Below are 16,413 nucleotides of genomic sequence, written 5' to 3' on the forward strand. Positions count from 1 at the left end.
CGTGATGCTTTCGGTACCGACGGGTCGGTGGTGAGAGGTCAGATGGCGAGACGCGCCAGCAGATCGCGCGCCTTCTCGGCCGTCTTCGGCTCGCACAGCACGTCGTACCGCCCCGCGACCAACTGCATCGTCGACGCGAAGTCGCGCTGCCCCTTGGTCGCCGCGTAGGGAATGGTGGCCGAGATCAGTCCGAAGACGATGCCGCCCAGCACACCGACGAGGAGCGCGCTCAGGTAGTTGGTGTTCGTGATGATTCCGAGAACGAGTCCGAGGAAGACACCGAGCCAGGCGCCCGAGATGATGCCGCCGCCAATCACTTTGGCCCAGGTGAGGCGACCGATGACACGCTCGACCTGCATGAGGTCGACACCCACGATGGTGACGTCCTGGACCGAGAACTCCTGATCGGAGAGGTAGTCGACCGCGCGCTGCGCCTCGGCGTAGGTGGGATAGGAACCAATGGGCCAGCCCGACGGCGGGGTGGGGAGGCCCTGTCCGGGGCGGCCGGACTGCGACATGGGGTTCGTCATGACTCCATTGTGCCTGCTGGCGGGTCGGTCGTGGGGTCCGGTGCGGGCCGCGCACCGCTGCGCACCATGCCGGCCGCGTCGGCGGCCTCGACGAGGGCCCGAGCCATTCGATGACCCGCCTCGTCGACCATCTCGTCCCCCACCATGACGGCCCCGCGCGCTCCCCCGTCGACGGAGAGGTACCGACGGTAGGTCTCGACGATGTCGTGGGCGCGGTCGACGTCGGCCTGGCGCGGCGAGAACGTCTCGTTGGCGATGTCGATCTGCGAGGGGTGCAGCACCCACTTGCCGTCGTAGCCCAGAGCCGCGGAATGCCGGGCGGCGCGGGTGAACCCGTCGGTGTCGCGGACCTGAACCCAGGGTCCGTCGATCGCCTGGAGCCCGTGGGCCCGCGCCGACAGCAGGATCGTCATCAGCACGTGGTGGTAGGCGTCGCCGCGCTCGTAGCCGGGCGGCTGCTCACCCACCGTGAGGGTGCGCATGCCGACGTCGGCCATGAAGTCACCCGGCCCGAACACCAGGGTCTGCACCCGCGGCGAGGCCGTCGCGACGGCGTCGATGTGGAGCAGACCCACGGCGTCCTCGATCTGCGGCTCGATCCCGATGCGGCCGACCGGTAGGTCCGACTCGCGTTCGAGTTGTGTCAGAAGCAGATCGAGCGCCTGCACCTCACCGGCCGAGCGCACCTTGGGCAGGACGAGGGCGTCGAGGTGGGCACCCGCCCGTCCGACCACCTCGAGCACGTCGCGGAACGTGGCCTCCGTCGTCCAGTCGTTGACCCGCACGAGCCGGAGCTGCGTGCCCCACCCGGCCCATCCGAGCGCGTCGGCGACGTCGATGCGCGCCTGCGCCTTGGCGGCCGGCGCGACCGCGTCCTCGAGATCCAGGAAGACGGCGTCGGCGGGCAGGCTCAGAGCCTTGCGCATCATCTTCGGACTGCTGCCCGGCACGGCGAGCACGGAGCGTCGGAGGCGGGCGCGCGGCACTGTGGTGGTCACCACGGCACACTATCGGCCCGCACCGCGTGCGAGGCCCCCGTCTACTGTTGCGCCCATGGCAGCAGTGAACAAGGTGTTCGCCGCCAGGCTCGCGGGCCTCGTGGTGCTCGGACCCGACGGTGAGAGCATCGGCCGTGTCCGCGACATCGTCGTGACCGTGCGCGTCGGCCGCCAGCAAACCCCGCGTCCTCGGCCTCGTGGTCGATCTGGCCACGAGGCGCAAGATCTTCGTTCCGATGCTGCGCGTGACGGCCGTCGAACCGACGTCGGTGACGCTGACCACCGGCAACGTCAGTATGCGCCGCTTCGTCCAGCGACCGGGCGAGGTGCTGGCCCTGGCCCAGGTCCTGGACTCGCGGGTCCGGACCGACGATCCGGACGCCGAGGACCTGCACGGCGTGGACTGCGTCGTCGTCGACCTCGGTATCGAGCAGACCCGCACGCGGGACTGGGTCATCGCGCGCGTCGCCGTGCGCCCCCACCGCACCCGGCTGGGTCGCCGCGGCAGCATCCACGTGCTCGACTGGCAGAACGTGCAGGGCCTCACCTGGTCCGATCTGTCCCTGCCGGGTCAGGGTGTGTCACAGCTTCTCGCCCAGTTCGAGGGACTCCGGCCCGCCGACGTGGCCGACGCGATCCGCGACCTCCCGGAGAAGCGGCGACTCGAGGTCGCCTTCGCCCTGGACGACCAGCGCCTCGCGGACGTCATCCAGGAGATGCCCGACGACGATCAGATCGACCTGGTGCAGGCGCTCGCCCCCGCCCGTGCCGCCGACGTGCTCGAGGCCATGGACCCCGACGACGCAGCCGACCTGCTCGGCGAGTTGCCGGAGCCGGAGGCCGAATCGCTGCTGCGCCTGATGGATCCGCAGGACTCCGAACCGGTGCGACGTCTCCTCGAGCACTCCCCCGACACGGCGGGTGGTCTGATGACACCGGAACCGGTGGTGCTGAGCGCGTCCGCGACGGTCGCCGAGGCGCTCGCTCGTGCGCGCAACCCCGACCTCACGCCCGCCCTCGCGTCACTGGTCTTCGTCGTGCGACCGCCGACGGCCACGCCCACGGGCCGCTACCTCGGCTGCGTCCATCTCCAGCAGTTGCTGCGCGAACCGCCCGCCAGTCTGGTCGGCGGCGTGATCGACACGACACTGTCGACGCTCTCCCCGGACGACAGTCTCGCCGCCGTCACGCGATACTTCGCGGCGTACAACCTGGTCTGCGGACCGGTCGTGGACGCCGAGGAGCATCTGATCGGCGCCGTGACCGTGGACGACGTCCTGGACCACCTTCTTCCCGACGACTGGCGCGAACAGGAGCACGTGGGACATGAGTGAGAAGTCGGCGGCGACCGCCAGACAGCGCCTCGACACTCCACGCGGATCCCGACGGTTCAAGCTCGACATCGACGTCGACTCGGTCGGCCGGACCGGCGAGAACGTCGCGCGATTCCTCGGTACGGGGCGATACCTGGCGATCCAGACGGGGATCGTCATCGTGTGGATCCTGCTCAACGTCTTCGCGGTGAGCCTGCAGTGGGACCCCTACCCCTTCATCCTGCTCAATCTGGCGTTCTCGACGCAGGCCGCCTATGCGGCCCCGTTGATCCTGCTCGCTCAGAACCGGCAGGACGACCGCGACCGGGTGTCGCTCGAGGAAGATCGCTCGCGCGCCGCGCAGACCAAGGCGGACACCGAGTTCCTCGCTCGTGAGCTCGCCGCGCTCCGGATCGCGGTCGGCGAGGTCGCCACGCGCGACTACCTCCGCCGCGAACTCGACGACCTGCGCGCGGCGCTGCTCGATCCCGCGCAGGCGGCGGCCGAGGAACAGAAGGCGCGCAAGAAGTCTCGCAAGAAGTCGGTCGACGAGGACTCCACCTCGTTCGCCGCCGCCCCTTCCGTCGAGGAAACAACTCGTTTCGACCACAGCGAGGACACGCGACGGTAACCTCGGTCACACTGCGCGTCGGGTCTCGGTGAGTGCGCAGCCGAGTGTTCGTGGGGGTTTGTCGTATGCGCGTCGGTCGAGACTCTCGACTCGGAGGTGCACTGAGTGCCTCGATTCTTCTCCTCAGCGCGGTCACGCTGGCCGCCGGCTCGGTGACGCCGAGTTCCGCGCACGGTTCCGTCGCGATGGCGTCTGCTGAATCGGTTGCGGCGCCGACACTCCCACCACGGGAGCGCGCTGTCGGCCTGGTCGAGCCCGCCGATCGGCAACCGGTCGCGTTCCGGTCCCCGAAACCAGCCGTCGCCGCGCCCGCGGGCGCCCCGGCCGCTGCTGCGGCGCCGCTGTCCGCCGTGCTCGTCGGCGCACTCGGCATTCCCGAACTCGTCCTGCAGGCCTACCGCTCCGCCGAGGCCCAGCTCGCCACCTCGACACCGGGCTGTCACCTGCCGTGGCACCTGCTCGCCGCCATCGGGCGCATCGAGTCCGGCCACGCGGGCGGCGGCCGTACCGATGCCGCCGGCACCACGATCACGTCCGTGCTGGGCCCGGTGCTCGACGGACGGTCGGCCGCGGACGCGGTCATCACCGACACCGACGGCGGCGCGCTCGACGGGGACGCGGGGCACGACCGTGCGGTCGGGCCGATGCAGTTCATCCCCGCCACCTGGGCCGGCTACGCCTCGGACGGCAACGGCGACGGTCGCAGCGATCCGAACAACGTCTTCGACGCGGCTCTCGCCGCGGGCAAGTACCTGTGCTCGGGCGGCCTTGACATGACGAATCCGGCGCAGGCGACCACCGCCGTCCTGCGCTACAACAACTCCGCCGCGTACACCGCCAACGTGCTGGCCTGGTCCGCCGCGTACTCCGGCGGCGGCACCCCTGTCGTCGGCCGGATCGGCGAGGCGGCGCCCTCCCCCGCGGACGCGCTGGCCGTCGCCGCGGCGGCCGCCGCCGGCGGCGAGGTCACGGATCCCTCGACCGCGGTTCCGACGACCACCGCCACGACCACCGCGATGCCGGACACCTCGCTCACTCCGGTGACACCACCGCCGGCGTTCGGCATCCCCGGACTGCCGCCGCTCCCGGTCATCGAGCTCCCCACGATCCCGTGTCTCCTGTGCCCTCCTGCACCAATGGCACCACCCGCCCCACCTGAGCAGGACACGTCCGTCACGACACCGTGACTGGTCGTGGCTCACATCACGGGCCGGTAACGGATCGGCAACGGATCGGGTAGCCTCGCTCCGACAGCAAAGGTCGGAAGCGCCCCGGAACGGGGCGGGAACAGTCGTCGCGGATCACGAGTCTCGCGGGGGCGAGGAGGTTGTGTATCCGTGGGTCGGCACCGCAAACGATCGTCTTCCACTCTGCGACGGAACACGGTCATCGCGCTGACCGGTCTGATCCCCGCGGGAGCGATCACCGTGGCCAGTGGCTACGGCGCCAGCGCCGACATCCCGTTCCTCCGAACGCACACCACGGCCAGCGAGTCCGCCCTCGAGCCCACCGACGTGGCCCCGGCAGTGGACGTCGCGCCCTCACCCACCACGCAGTCCGCGCCCGAGCCCGTGGCACCGCCCGCGCCGGAGCCCGCTCCCGCCCCCGCGCTGCCCGAGTCCCTCGCGGCCGGCCCGCTCGGCGTCCCGGGCATCAACGTCGCCGCCTACAGGAGCGCCGAGACCCTCCTGGCGCAGACCACCCCCGGCTGCTCGATGAACTGGGCACTCCTCGCCGGTATCGGCCGGGTCGAGTCCACCCACGCGAACGACGGCAAGGCGGGTGCCGACGGAACGCTGTTCGAGCCGATCCTCGGGCCGGTCCTGGACGGCAGCCTCGCCGGCAACAACGTGATCATGGACACCGACGGCGGCGAGCTCGACGGCAACGCCACGTACGACCGCGCCGTGGGGCCGATGCAGTTCCTGCCGGCGACGTGGAAGCACTACGCCACGGACGGGAACGGGGACGGCAGGGCCGACCCGCAGAACCTGTTCGACAGCGCCGCCACCACCGGGAAGTACCTGTGCGACGGCGGCCTGAACATGGCGGATCCGATCCAGGCCACACAGGCGATCCTGCGCTACAACAACTCGATGGCCTACGTGGCCAACGTGGTCGCGTGGTCGGTCGCCTACTCCACCGGCATCGCCCCCTCCGAAGCGGACCTGCCCCGAATTCACTGACGCGGTACCGCATACCATGGAGAGATGCCCGTAGCCACCGAATCGGACGTTCGCAGCGCCCTCGCGCGCGTGAACGATCCCGAGATTCGCAAACCCATCACCGAACTCGGCATGGTCAAGAGTGTCGCGCTCGGTAACGACGGATCCGTGGATGTCGGCATCTATCTGACCACCGCCGGGTGCCCGATGAAGACGGAGATCTCCGACCGGGTACGCAAGGCCGTGGCCGACGTCGCCGGTGTCGGCGAGATCCGCGTCGAGCTCGACGTCATGAACGACGAGCAGCGCACCGAACTGCGCAAGTCGTTGCGAGGAGATTCCGCCGAGCCGGTCATCCCGTTCGCTCAGCCCGGCTCCCTCACCCGCGTATACGCGGTGGCGTCGGGGAAGGGCGGTGTCGGCAAGTCGTCCGTCACCGTCAACCTGGCCGCCGCGATGGCCGCCAAGGGACTGTCGGTGGGCGTCCTCGACGCCGACATCTACGGCCACTCGGTGCCCCGCATGCTCGGTACCGACGCTCGCCCCACACAGGTCGAGCGCATGATCATGCCGCCCGTGGCGCACGACGTGAAGATGATCTCGATCGCGCAGTTCACGCAGGGCAACACGCCCGTCGTCTGGCGCGGTCCCATGCTGCACCGCGCCCTGCAGCAGTTCCTCGCCGACGTGTTCTGGGGCGACCTGGACATTCTTCTGCTGGACCTGCCGCCGGGCACCGGCGACGTCGCCATCTCGGTGGCCCAGCTCATCCCCGGCGCCGAGATCCTCGTCGTGACCACCCCGCAGCAGGCCGCAGCCGAGGTCGCGGAACGTGCCGGAGCCATCGCCCTGCAGACGCGTCAGCGAGTCGTCGGGGTGGTGGAGAACATGTCGTGGCTCGAGCTGCCCGACGGATCGCGGATGGACATCTTCGGTTCCGGCGGCGGCCAGGCCGTGTCGGAGCGACTCACCACCGCGGTCGGCGCGAAGGTCCCTCTGCTGGGCCAGATCCCGCTCGACACCGCGGTGCGCGAGGGCGGCGACTCGGGCGTTCCGATCGTGCTCAGCGATCCGGAGTCGCCCGCGGCCAAGGCCATGATCGAGGTGGCCGAGAAGCTGTCGGTCCGCAGTCGCGGCCTCGCGGGCATGAGCCTGGGTATCGACACCACCCGGCACCTCTGACGGCCGGACGGACCTAGGTCGCGTCGGGGTCGATCGGGGGACGGTCCCCGGTCGGCAACGGCGCCGACCCGCTGGACTTCGTCATGTTCGGCGTCCCGGACTGCGGGGTCGACGACTGTGTCCCGGACTGCGGCTTCTCGTCGAACTTCCCGGTGAAGATCGAGTCGTCGCCGTCGAGCAGGTGCTTGGTGATGACCGCGCGCGGGGTCATGCCGCGGAGTTGGTTCAGGTCGGCCAGGGGCTTGCGAAGATCGTCGAAGTCCGTCCCCAGCTCGTCCTTGAGTTGTTGGCTGGCCCCACTGGCGTAGTCACGGACCTGCCGGAGCGACCGGGTGGTCCACGTGATGGCCCCGGGCAGACGCTCGGGACCGAGGATGACGAGTGCGGCGACGAGAAGAACCATCATCTCGCCCCAGCCGATGTTCGAGAACACGTCTACACCTTACGCATCCGACACCGGAGTGACCGTCACGTCGACGGTCCGCCCCGAGCGGACGAGTTGCACCTGCACCGGCGTACCGATCTCCTGCTCCTGGACGGCGACCGTCAGCTCGTCGGCACCGGAGACGGTGCGGTCGCCGACGCGGACGATGACGTCGCCCTCCGCGATACCCGCCTGCTGAGCGGGGCCACCGGCGGTGACGTTGGCGATCTGCGCACCGCTGAGCGCGTCGTTGACGACGGACCGCGCGTTGACGCCGATGTCGGGATGATTCATCGCGCCGGTCCGGATGAGGGACTGCGCGACCTCGGTGACGTCGTCGATGGGGATGGCGAAGCCCAGTCCCACCGATCCCCCGCTCTCACTGCGGATCGCGGAGTTGATGCCGATGACGCGACCCTCGGCGTCGATCAGGGGACCCCCGGAGTTACCGGGGTTGATCGCCGCGTCGGTCTGGACCGCGTCGATGACGGCGTCGGTGTCCGTGCCCTCCCCGGACAGTCGCACGGGACGATCGAGCGCACTGACGATGCCGCGGGTGACCGTCTTGCTCAGTCCCAGTGGAGATCCGACGGCGACGACGTCGTCGCCGACCGCCACGTCCGACGAGCGGCCCAGTCGGGCGACGCTGAGGTCCGCGACGTCCGTCTTCAGAACTGCCAGATCGGTCTTGGTGTCACGGCCGACGATCTGCGCGGGCACCTTGGTGCCGTCGGAGAACGTCACGTTGAGCGTCGCGCCCGGGTTGGTCGCGGCCATCGAGATGACGTGGTTGTTGGTGACGATGTAGCCGGCTCCGTCGATGACGACTCCCGAGCCGGTGCCGGCGTTGCCGCCGAACGTCTCCTGGACCGACACCACGGACGGCAGGACGGCCTCGGCGACCCTGGCCACCTGGCCCTGCGGGAGTTCGCTGCCGCCTTGTTCCAGGGTCACGCGCGAGCTGGTCAGCGAGCCGCCCAGATCGGCCGCGACACTGCCGACGACGCCGCCGAGCAGGCCGATGACCAGTGCGACACCCGCGAGCGAGGCGAGAGCGCCGGCGGAGACTCGGCGGCCGAACAGTACTTCCCTCGCACCCAGTCTCGTGCCGGGCGTCAGCGGCGCGGGTTCCGGTTCGTCGAGCGCGGGCGAGACCGTCGTGACAGCCGACGAGGGCACGCGCCACGGGTTCTGAGGTTCGGGTTCCTGCTCGACCTCGGGAGCCTCGGGCTCGCGCACCAGGGATTCGGCGACACCGGGCGGCCGACCGAAGGCCTCGGTGAGGACGGGATCGGGCGCCGCGACGCGGATCGACGAACTGTCCCGTCGCCGGGTCTGCGCGTCACCGAAGGAATCGCGGATGCCGTGGGGGCGACCGAACGCCCGCACCACGTGCGCGTCGATGGTGGGCCGGTAGAGCGGACGCGGAGGAAGCCGCGGCGCATCGTCGTCGGGTGCTCCCCCGTCCGCCGAAGAAGCCGTGGGGTCCGGTCGGTACTCGTCGGCTGGAGTCACCTCTGCACGCTACCGGCGCCGGAAACGTGACCCGACGACCGACCCCAGGCCATGACGCAGGCCGGAGCCGATGCCGGGTTCGGATCGGCCGGGCTCGGGAGACGTGCAGTGCGGGATCTGGTGCAGGAGACCCAGGAGTGAGGACGGCATGGACATCTCCGGCGAGCCCTGGAGGGCGACACGGGCCTGCTGCTGCGCCTGGACCTCGTCGGCGCAGGAAGCGCATTCCGACACGTGCCGCGCGGCGCGCAGATAGGCGTTCATGCGCAGTTCGCCGTCGACGTAGGCGGCCACCGCCTCACTGGCGAGGTGGTCGGTGGGGCTGAACTGCCGAGGATCACGAAACCGAGTCATGCTGCCTCCACTTCATGCCGTGCCGATGTGCGGATCGTCCCGGGGTGAAACGCACGGCACCGGCCGGAAGTTCCCGGCCCGCATCCGTTCCCCACAGAACGGTACTCGCGCCGGCGGCTACTCGGCCGAGGTCAGCGACTCGCGGGTGCGCCGACTGGCGGCGAGGTGGTCGCGCAGCGCCTGGCGGCCACGGTGGATACGGCTACGGACGGTGCCGAGCTTGACCCCCAGGGTCGCGCCGATCTCCTCGTAGGACAGACCCTCGATGTCGCACAGCACGATGGCTGCACGGAACTCGGGAGCGAGCGAGTCGAGCGCCGCCTGCAGATCCGGGTCGAGCCGGGCGTCGTGGTAGATCTGCTCGGGATCGGGGGTGTCGGACGGCACCCGGTCGTAGTCCTCCGGCAGCGCCTCCATGCGGATGCGGTTGCGGCGACGCACCATGTCCAGGAACAGGTTCGTCGTGATGCGGTGCAGCCAGCCCTCGAAGGTGCCGGGCTGGTAGTTCTGCAGCGAGCGGAACACGCGGATGAAGGTGTCCTGCGTGAGGTCCTCGGCATCCTGCGCGTTGCCGGACAGCCGGTAGGCGAGGCGGTAGACGCGGTCACCGTGCTCGCGGACGAGTTCGTCCCAGGACGGCATCGACGTCGCGTCTCCGGTCGCGTCGAACACCGCGGTGCCGGACAGCTCCTCGGGACCGTCGACGGTCTGTTCGGACTCGGCGGCGGGGCGGGAGGTCGGGGACGTGAGGGCAGCGTGTTCGCGCGGGCTGGTGATCATGTGGATCGTTCAATCCTCCTACTCGGGCGATCATCGCGGCGTGGTGTCGACGTGCGATGTGGTGTTACCCGTGTTCGGCGCGACCGAAGCGTGAGGACGATCCGACGAACCCGCGTAGGGAAACTATGTCGCGGGCAGGTGTGCTACCCGTGTGAGAAGGCTGAGTGTGGGCTGAGAGTCTGGACGCGAGGAATTCGTGGGCGGGTTAGGGTCCCTTCGTGACTGCCGACGCCGCCAAGATGCTGCACTACGCCGAAGCCTCCGTCGTGGAGGACGAGATCCTGCAGGCCGCGCGCGAGCGCGCCGTGGATCTGGGCGCCGCGCCGATACCGGCGTCCGTCGGTGCCGTGCTCAGCATGGTCGCGCAGTTGTCCGGAGCGCGCACGGTGGTGGAGGTCGGAACCGGCGCAGGCGTCAGCGGGCTGTGGCTGCTGGACGGGATGCGGCCCGACGGGGTCCTCACCACCATCGACACCGAACCGGAGCATCAGCGCGCCGCCAAGGAGGCGTTCCGTTCCGGCGGCATCGGGGCATCGCGGACCCGGTTGATCAACGGCCGCGCCCTCGACGTGCTCCCCCGCCTGGCCGACGCGTCCTACGACCTGGTGTTCGTCGACGCGACGCCGCGGGACCACGTCGGATTCGTGACGGAGGGCGTGCGGATGCTCCGCCCCGGTGGCGCCCTGATCCTGCACAACGCGTTGCTGGGTGGACGCGTCGCGGACGCCTCGTCACGCGACGAGGCCACCGTCGCCGTCCGCGCGGCCGCCCGCGCCATCGCGGAGAACGACAGCCTGACAGCGGTCGTCCTTCCCCTCGGCGACGGCCTGCTGTGCGCCTCGCGCGTGCCGGAGTGACCTAGATCCAGACACCCTTGCCGACGGCGACCACGCCGTTGGCGCTCACGTTGAACCGCTCGCTGTCCCGCTCGCGGTCGACGCCGATGATCTCGCCGTCGTTCACCACCACGTTCTTGTCCAGGATGGCGTTGCGGACGACCGCATTACGACCGATGCGCACTCCGGGCATGATGACGCTGCCTTCCACGGTGGCGCCCGCGTCGATGATCACCGACGAGCTCAGCACCGAGTTGCGCACCGTCGCGCCGGACAGGATCGATCCCGCTCCGACGATCGACTCCTGCGCCAGACCGCCCTGCACGAACTTGGCGGGCGGCAGGTTGTCCGCGGCGCCACGGATCGGCCACCGCTTGTTGTAGAGGTTGAAGATCGGGTGGACCGACACCAGGTCCATGTGCGCGTCGTAGAACGCGTCCAGGGTGCCGACGTCGCGCCAGTAGCCCTTGTCCCGCTCGGTCGCACCCGGGACGACGTTGTCCTTGAAGTCGTAGACCGATGCCTTCCCGGCCGCGACGAGCGCGGGAATGATGTTGCCGCCCATGTCGTGATCGGAATCCGAGTCCTCGGCGTCGGCACGGATGGCATCGACGAGCACCTTGGTGGTGAAGACGTAGTTGCCCATCGACGCGAACGTCATGGTGGGGTCGTCCGGCGTTCCGGGCGGGTCCGACGGCTTCTCGAGGAACTCGGTGATGTTGCCCGAGGCGTCGCTGTCGATGCAGCCGAATGCCGTTGCCTCGGCGCGCGGTACGCGGATGCCGGCCACCGTGACACCGGCACCGGAATCGATGTGCTGCTGCACCATCTGCTCGGGGTCCATGCGGTACACGTGGTCCGCACCGAACACGACGATGTACTCGGGATCCTCGTCGTACACGAGGTTCATGGACTGGAAGATGGCGTCGGCACTGCCGGTGTACCAGCGGGGGCCGAGCCGCTGCTGCGCGGGCACGGGGGTGATGTACTCACCCGCGAAACCCGACAGCCGCCAGGTCTGGGAGATGTGCCGGTCGAGCGAGTGCGACTTGTACTGGGTCAGAACGCACAACCGCAGATAGCCGGCGTTGACGAGATTGCTCAGCACGAAGTCGATCAGGCGGTACGCACCACCGAACGGGACCGCGGGCTTCGCGCGATCGGCTGTCATCGGATACAGGCGTTTGCCCTCACCTCCGGCGAGCACGATTCCGAGTACATGCGGCTGGGTCCTCACAACAGCCAACCTATCCGGTTGTGACGAGCAATCGCTACGTATAGGCCGAATGCACACCGACGCGTTACGTTCCTCTCATGCGAGTGGCGATGATGACGAAGGAATATCCCCCCGAGATCTACGGCGGCGCGGGCGTTCACGTGACGCAGCTGGTCGACCGTCTCCGCGCACTGTGCGAGGTCGACGTGCACTGCATCGGCGCGCCGCGCGAGACCGCCGTCGTGCACTCGCCGGACCCGGCCCTGGTCGACGCGAACCCGGCCTTGACCACGCTCTCCACGGGACTGCGGATGGCGAACGCCGCCGGCGGCGCCGACGTGGTGCACTCGCACACCTGGTACACCGGCCTCGCCGGCCACCTCGCGGCCGAGCTGTACGGGATCCCGCACGTGCTCACCGCGCACTCGCTGGAACCGCGCCGCCCCTGGAAGGCCGAGCAGCTGGGCGGCGGCTACCGCATCTCGTCGTGGTCCGAGCGCAACGCCATGGAGTACGCCGACGCCGTCGTCGCGGTCAGCGACGGCATGAAGGCCGACGTGCTGGACTGCTACCCACGCATCGATCCGGACCGAGTTCACGTGGTGCGCAACGGCATCGACACCGAGGTGTGGCACGCCGGCGGCCCCGCGGACGGCGCGCCGTCCGCGCTCGAGGCGATCGGCGTGCGCACCGACGCCCCCATCGTCGCGTTCGTCGGCCGCATCACCCGGCAGAAGGGCGTGGGGCACCTCATCGCCGCGGCCCACTCGTTCGATCCGTCCATTCAGCTGGTGCTGTGCGCGGGTGCGCCCGACACCCCGGAGATCGCGGTCGAGACCGAGCGCGCCGTCACCGCCCTGTCCGAGAGCCGCGGCAACGTGTTCTGGGTCCGCGAGATGCTGCCGACCGAGCAGATCCGCCAGATCCTCTCGGCGGCCGCCGTGTTCGTGTGCCCGTCGGTGTACGAGCCCCTCGGCATCGTCAACCTGGAGGCGATGGCCTGCGAGACGGCCGTCGTCGCGTCCGACGTGGGCGGCATCCCCGAGGTCGTGGCCGACGGCCGTACCGGGGCTCTCGTGCACTACGACGCCGCGGACACCGCCACGTTCGAGGCGGACCTGGCCGCCGCGGTCAACGACCTCGTCGCCGACGAGAGTCGAGCAGCGCGGCAGGGTGTCGCCGGTCGCGAGCGCGCCGTCGCCGAGTTCTCCTGGGAGTCGATCGCGCAGCAGACGATGGAGGTCTACGCCGCGGCCCGCGCGTAGACACCGAGGGTCACCGACACGGTGACCTCGCGCGCGGGCGGCATCTCGTCGACCCGCGCGCGCAGATCCGCCGCCGGGATGTGGCGCGCCGACGGCCCCATGCTCACGACGTCGACGATCTCGTCCCGCGAGAGCGTGGTCGAGTAGGTGATCGGGACCCGGCGCACCCGCTCGAACCGGCCGCCGAGCGTGTCGCCCAACCTCTGCGTCTTGTTCTCGTCCACCCGGACGAGACCCAGATCGTCGACCAACTCGACGAGATGGCGCTCGGTGGGGGTGAGCACCACCAGCACCCCGGCCGGTGCGAGCACGCGCGCGAGTTCCTCGGCGTTGCGCGGCGAGAACACCGACAGGGCCGCGTCGATCACGCCGGAGCGGACCGGGATGCTCTGCCAGACGTCGGCGACCACCGCGGAGGCCCGAGGGTGCGATTTTGCGGCGCGGCGCGCAGCCGCCTTGGACACGTCGAGACCGACGCCGACGGCATCGGGGACGCCCGCGTCCAGCACGCGGGCGAGGTAGTGCCCGGTGCCCACTCCGACGTCGAGCACGCGGCGCCGGTCCCCCACGGCGTCGGCCACGGCGTCCATCAGCGGGTCGTAGTGCCCGCGGTCGAGGAACTCGGCGCGCGCAGCGACCATCTCGGTGGAGTCGCCGACGATCTTGCCGCCGGACCCTGAGAGCAGGCTGACGTATCCCTGGCGCGCGACGTCGAACGTGTGCCCACGGTCGCACAGCAGCGCGGCAGATCCCGAGTCCGGATCGTCGGCCTCGAGGTCCGACCCGCAGTGTGGGCACGCGAGCAGGGCCACCGCATCGTCGTTCACGGTTCCTCCGCTCGTCGTGGTGGGTCGCTCGTTCGGTCGGGACGAGAACAGCCCCACCGGTCAGGGTCGGCCGGTGGGGCTGTTCTCACGGTGATGACAGGTGTGGTGTCAGCTGGTGACGCCCTTGAGCTCGTCGCCCAGAGCGGCTGCCTCGTCGGGAGTCAGTTCGACGACCAAGCGTCCTCCGCCTTCGAGTGGAACCCTCATGACGATTCCTCGTCCCTCTTTGGTCGCCTCGAGCGGACCGTCCCCGGTCCGGGGCTTCATGGCCGCCATTCTCTGCTCCCTCCAGATCTGCGCTGCCCTGCATCGCGCGCTGCATCAATTCGGTCGCGCCTCGCCGGGGTCCGACGGGGCTCGTGCACTTATTGTTCCCTATCCTCTGGATCCGTGGGCAACGGACACCCTCGAACGAGCGGGACACGGGTGTGTACTAGCGCGCGGGAACCCAGCATCCGGCGAGGTGATCGTCGACCATTCCGGTCGCCTGCATCAGCGCGTACGCCGTGGTGGGGCCGACGAACGCGAAGCCGGACTTCTTGAGAGTGCGCGCGAGAGCGGTGGACTCGGGTGTCACCGCGGGAACGTCCTGCAGGCTCGTGGGGCGACCGCGGCGCGGCGGTGCGAACGACCACAGGAGCGCGTCGAGATCGAGGTCCTGATCGACGATGGCCCGCGCATTGCGCACCGCCGCAACGATTTTCGCGCGATTGCGGACGATTCCCGCGTCCCCCATGAGGCGTTCGACGTCGTCGTCTCCCCACCGTGCGACGACGGTCGGATCGAAGTGCGCGAACGCCGCTCGAAAGGCGTCCCGCTTGCGCAGAATCGTGATCCACGAGAGCCCCGACTGGAACGCCTCGAGGGTGATCCGCTCGTAGAGCGCGTCGCGGCCGTGGACGATGACGCCCCATTCCTCGTCGTGGTACCGGGCGTACAGCGGATCGGTCGTCGGGTCACCGGCCCAGAGGCAGCGGGCCCGTCCGTCCGAACCGATCCGGAGACCGGACTCAGACGTCGTCACCGGGCGCGTCCTCCACGACGGCTTCCGACGGCTCGGCCTCGCGCAGGCGTAGCCGCAAGCTGTCGATCTCGACCGCGAGTCGATCGAGGGCCCAGTCGACCTCGCGGGCGTCGTACCCGCGCAGCGTGAGGGAGAAGCGCAGCGCGCGCACGTCGCGCCCGGAGATGCCACGAGCGGGCAGCGCGGTGGCCGTGGTCCCCTCCGGCAACGGTTCCATCTCCTCCCCGCGGCCGAAGACGACGGACGCGAGGAGGAACAGGGCCGCGGCTACGACCGCGATCACGACGACGTACAGCAGGATCGTCACCATGACGCGAATCCTGTCACGACGAGGCGACAGGATCCGCGGCGGTGGTGCGCCTCTGCGCCCCCGGACTTCTCAGCCCCCCGACTTCTCAGCCCCCCGACTTCTCGACTCCCGACTTGCCCGCCCACGGCCGCACCGTGCGCATGGGCGGCCGGTCGGCCAGCGAGACGTCGGTGATCGAGGGCACGAAGGTCTCCCCGTCGAGGACGAACTGCGTGAGACCGGCTCCCGAGTCGGCGATGCCGGCGCGCGCCAGCATGGTTCCGACGATCTGACGGCTCATGGCCCCCAGCTCCACGAGCGGCCGGTTGCGGTGACGCCGGACTCCGAGGTTCACCTGCCCGATCGCGTCCATGCCCAACCGGTCGTACGTGTCCATCAGCAGACCGATCTCCACGCCGTACCCGGGCGCGAAGGGCACCGAGGACAGCAGTTCGCGGGTGCCCGCGTACTCCCCGCCCAGCGGCTGGATGACCCTTCCGAGCTCCGGACGCAGCGCGGCCAACAGCGGTCTGGCCACCAGTTCGGTCACGCGCCCACCACCGTGTGCTTCGGTCGACCCGCTCAGCGGCCGGCGGTAGTAGCCCTTGACCAGATGGATGCCGTCCCCCATGAGCAACGGCCCGAGGAGCTTGGGCACGAACTGCGGGTCGGGATCGATCAGGTCCGAGTCCACGAACGCGATGACGTCGCCCGTCGTGGCCGCGATCGCGCGCCACAACACCTCCCCCTTGCCGGGAGCGGGGGCGAGTTCGGGAACCGCCTCCTCCCGGGAGACGACGGTGGCTCCGGCGGCCGTCGCACGCACGGCGGTCCGGTCGGTCGACCCGGAGTCGAGCACCACCAACTCGTCGACCAGTCGCCCGAGGAGCGGCGAGATGGTGTCGAGGACACCGGCGACGGTCTCCTCCTCGTTCAGTGCGGGAAGCACGACCGAGACGGTCCGGTCACCCTTCGCCGCCTCGAGCTCCTCGAGGGTCCAGGAGGGTGATTCCCAGCTGTTCTCGCGATCCCAGTCGGTCGCGGGGGCAAGCATGCCTGCGAGT

At 69.9% G+C, this 16,413-nt stretch carries 18 protein-coding genes and 1 pseudogene; 7 read left to right on the forward strand and 12 right to left on the reverse strand.

Going from position 1 to position 16,413, the window contains the following annotated elements; genetic code table 11:
* Nucleotides 1–38: 38 nt before the first annotated feature.
* Both QE449_RS14735 and QE449_RS14740 read right to left on the reverse strand, forming a co-directional pair.
* Nucleotides 39–530: a general stress protein gene (locus QE449_RS14735; protein ID WP_027503852.1), complete on the reverse strand. Its 492-nt coding sequence runs from the start codon at nt 528–530 to the stop codon at nt 39–41.
* Entirely contained in the window at nt 527–1,528 is a 1,002-nt protein-coding gene (locus QE449_RS14740) for a CoA ester lyase (protein WP_307109044.1), read from the reverse strand. The genes QE449_RS14735 and QE449_RS14740 overlap by 4 nt, the downstream gene beginning before the upstream one ends.
* A gap of 55 nt (nt 1,529–1,583) precedes the next feature.
* Between QE449_RS14740 and QE449_RS14745 the strand changes: the two are divergent.
* From QE449_RS14745 to QE449_RS14765, 5 genes and pseudogenes are all read left to right on the forward strand, one after another.
* Nucleotides 1,584–2,862, forward strand: a pseudogene (locus QE449_RS14745) (magnesium transporter MgtE N-terminal domain-containing protein).
* Nucleotides 2,855–3,472, forward strand: coding sequence for a DUF1003 domain-containing protein (locus QE449_RS14750; RefSeq protein ID WP_081821023.1), 618 nt, complete (start codon nt 2,855–2,857; stop codon nt 3,470–3,472). The pseudogene QE449_RS14745 and the gene QE449_RS14750 overlap by 8 nt, the downstream one beginning before the upstream one ends.
* Nucleotides 3,473–3,537: 65 nt before the next feature.
* A complete protein-coding gene (locus QE449_RS14755; protein WP_307109045.1) occupies nt 3,538–4,659 on the forward strand; it encodes a lytic transglycosylase domain-containing protein in 1,122 nt (373 codons plus the stop codon).
* A gap of 150 nt (nt 4,660–4,809) precedes the next feature.
* Nucleotides 4,810–5,658, forward strand: coding sequence for a lytic transglycosylase domain-containing protein (locus tag QE449_RS14760; RefSeq protein ID WP_307109046.1), 849 nt, complete (start codon nt 4,810–4,812; stop codon nt 5,656–5,658).
* Nucleotides 5,659–5,682: 24 nt separating this feature from the next.
* Complete coding sequence (locus tag QE449_RS14765) at nt 5,683–6,819, forward strand: Mrp/NBP35 family ATP-binding protein (RefSeq protein WP_027503855.1); 1,137 nt, start codon at nt 5,683–5,685, stop codon at nt 6,817–6,819.
* Between the two features lie 13 nt (nt 6,820–6,832).
* Here the strand turns inward: QE449_RS14765 and tatB are convergent, their stop codons facing one another.
* The 4 genes from tatB to sigE all read right to left on the reverse strand — a co-directional run bounded on the left by tatB (nt 6,833) and on the right by sigE (nt 9,892).
* A complete protein-coding gene (tatB, locus tag QE449_RS14770) occupies nt 6,833–7,252 on the reverse strand; it encodes a Sec-independent protein translocase protein TatB (RefSeq protein WP_027503856.1) in 420 nt (139 codons plus the stop codon).
* A 9-nt stretch (nt 7,253–7,261) separates the two neighbouring features.
* Entirely contained in the window at nt 7,262–8,758 is a 1,497-nt protein-coding gene (locus tag QE449_RS14775) for a trypsin-like peptidase domain-containing protein (protein ID WP_222638157.1), read from the reverse strand.
* A gap of 9 nt (nt 8,759–8,767) precedes the next feature.
* Entirely contained in the window at nt 8,768–9,112 is a 345-nt protein-coding gene (locus tag QE449_RS14780) for a hypothetical protein (RefSeq protein WP_056442598.1), read from the reverse strand.
* A gap of 117 nt (nt 9,113–9,229) precedes the next feature.
* Nucleotides 9,230–9,892 (reverse strand): RNA polymerase sigma factor SigE, encoded by a 663-nt coding sequence (sigE, locus tag QE449_RS14785; protein ID WP_204866810.1) that lies wholly within the window; start codon nt 9,890–9,892, stop codon nt 9,230–9,232.
* Between the two features lie 239 nt (nt 9,893–10,131).
* Between sigE and QE449_RS14790 the strand changes: the two genes are divergently transcribed.
* Nucleotides 10,132–10,749: an O-methyltransferase gene (locus QE449_RS14790; protein WP_027503859.1), complete on the forward strand. Its 618-nt coding sequence runs from the start codon at nt 10,132–10,134 to the stop codon at nt 10,747–10,749.
* Between the two features lies 1 nt (nt 10,750).
* Here the strand turns inward: QE449_RS14790 and glgC are convergent, their stop codons facing one another.
* A complete protein-coding gene (gene glgC, locus QE449_RS14795; RefSeq protein WP_027503860.1) occupies nt 10,751–11,965 on the reverse strand; it encodes a glucose-1-phosphate adenylyltransferase in 1,215 nt (404 codons plus the stop codon).
* Between the two features lie 77 nt (nt 11,966–12,042).
* On the opposite strand from glgC, the gene glgA reads away from it, so the two are divergent.
* Nucleotides 12,043–13,209, forward strand: coding sequence for a glycogen synthase (gene glgA / locus QE449_RS14800; protein WP_056442603.1), 1,167 nt, complete (start codon nt 12,043–12,045; stop codon nt 13,207–13,209).
* Here glgA and QE449_RS14805 read toward each other — a convergent pair.
* From QE449_RS14805 to QE449_RS14825, 5 genes are all read right to left on the reverse strand, one after another.
* Complete coding sequence (locus QE449_RS14805) at nt 13,188–14,036, reverse strand: methyltransferase domain-containing protein (protein WP_307109047.1); 849 nt, start codon at nt 14,034–14,036, stop codon at nt 13,188–13,190. The two genes, glgA and QE449_RS14805, sit on opposite strands and share 22 nt — an antisense overlap.
* A gap of 108 nt (nt 14,037–14,144) precedes the next feature.
* Nucleotides 14,145–14,312 (reverse strand): DUF3117 domain-containing protein, encoded by a 168-nt coding sequence (locus QE449_RS14810; protein WP_003406247.1) that lies wholly within the window; start codon nt 14,310–14,312, stop codon nt 14,145–14,147.
* 157 nt (nt 14,313–14,469) lie between these two features.
* Nucleotides 14,470–15,033 (reverse strand): DNA-3-methyladenine glycosylase I, encoded by a 564-nt coding sequence (locus tag QE449_RS14815; protein WP_027503863.1) that lies wholly within the window; start codon nt 15,031–15,033, stop codon nt 14,470–14,472.
* A gap of 13 nt (nt 15,034–15,046) precedes the next feature.
* On the reverse strand, nt 15,047–15,370 hold the full coding sequence (locus QE449_RS14820; RefSeq protein ID WP_222638160.1) for a DivIVA domain-containing protein: 324 nt from the start codon (nt 15,368–15,370) through the stop codon (nt 15,047–15,049).
* Nucleotides 15,371–15,455: 85 nt separating this feature from the next.
* Nucleotides 15,456–16,403 carry a glucosyl-3-phosphoglycerate synthase gene (locus QE449_RS14825; protein ID WP_307109048.1) on the reverse strand — a complete coding sequence of 316 codons (948 nt, stop codon included), beginning with the start codon at nt 16,401–16,403 and terminating at the stop codon, nt 15,456–15,458.
* Nucleotides 16,404–16,413 lie beyond the last annotated feature (10 nt).

The sequence above is a fragment of the Rhodococcus sp. SORGH_AS_0303 genome (assembly GCF_030819335.1).
In the GTDB taxonomy this organism is placed as follows: Bacteria; Actinomycetota; Actinomycetes; order Mycobacteriales; family Mycobacteriaceae; genus Rhodococcoides.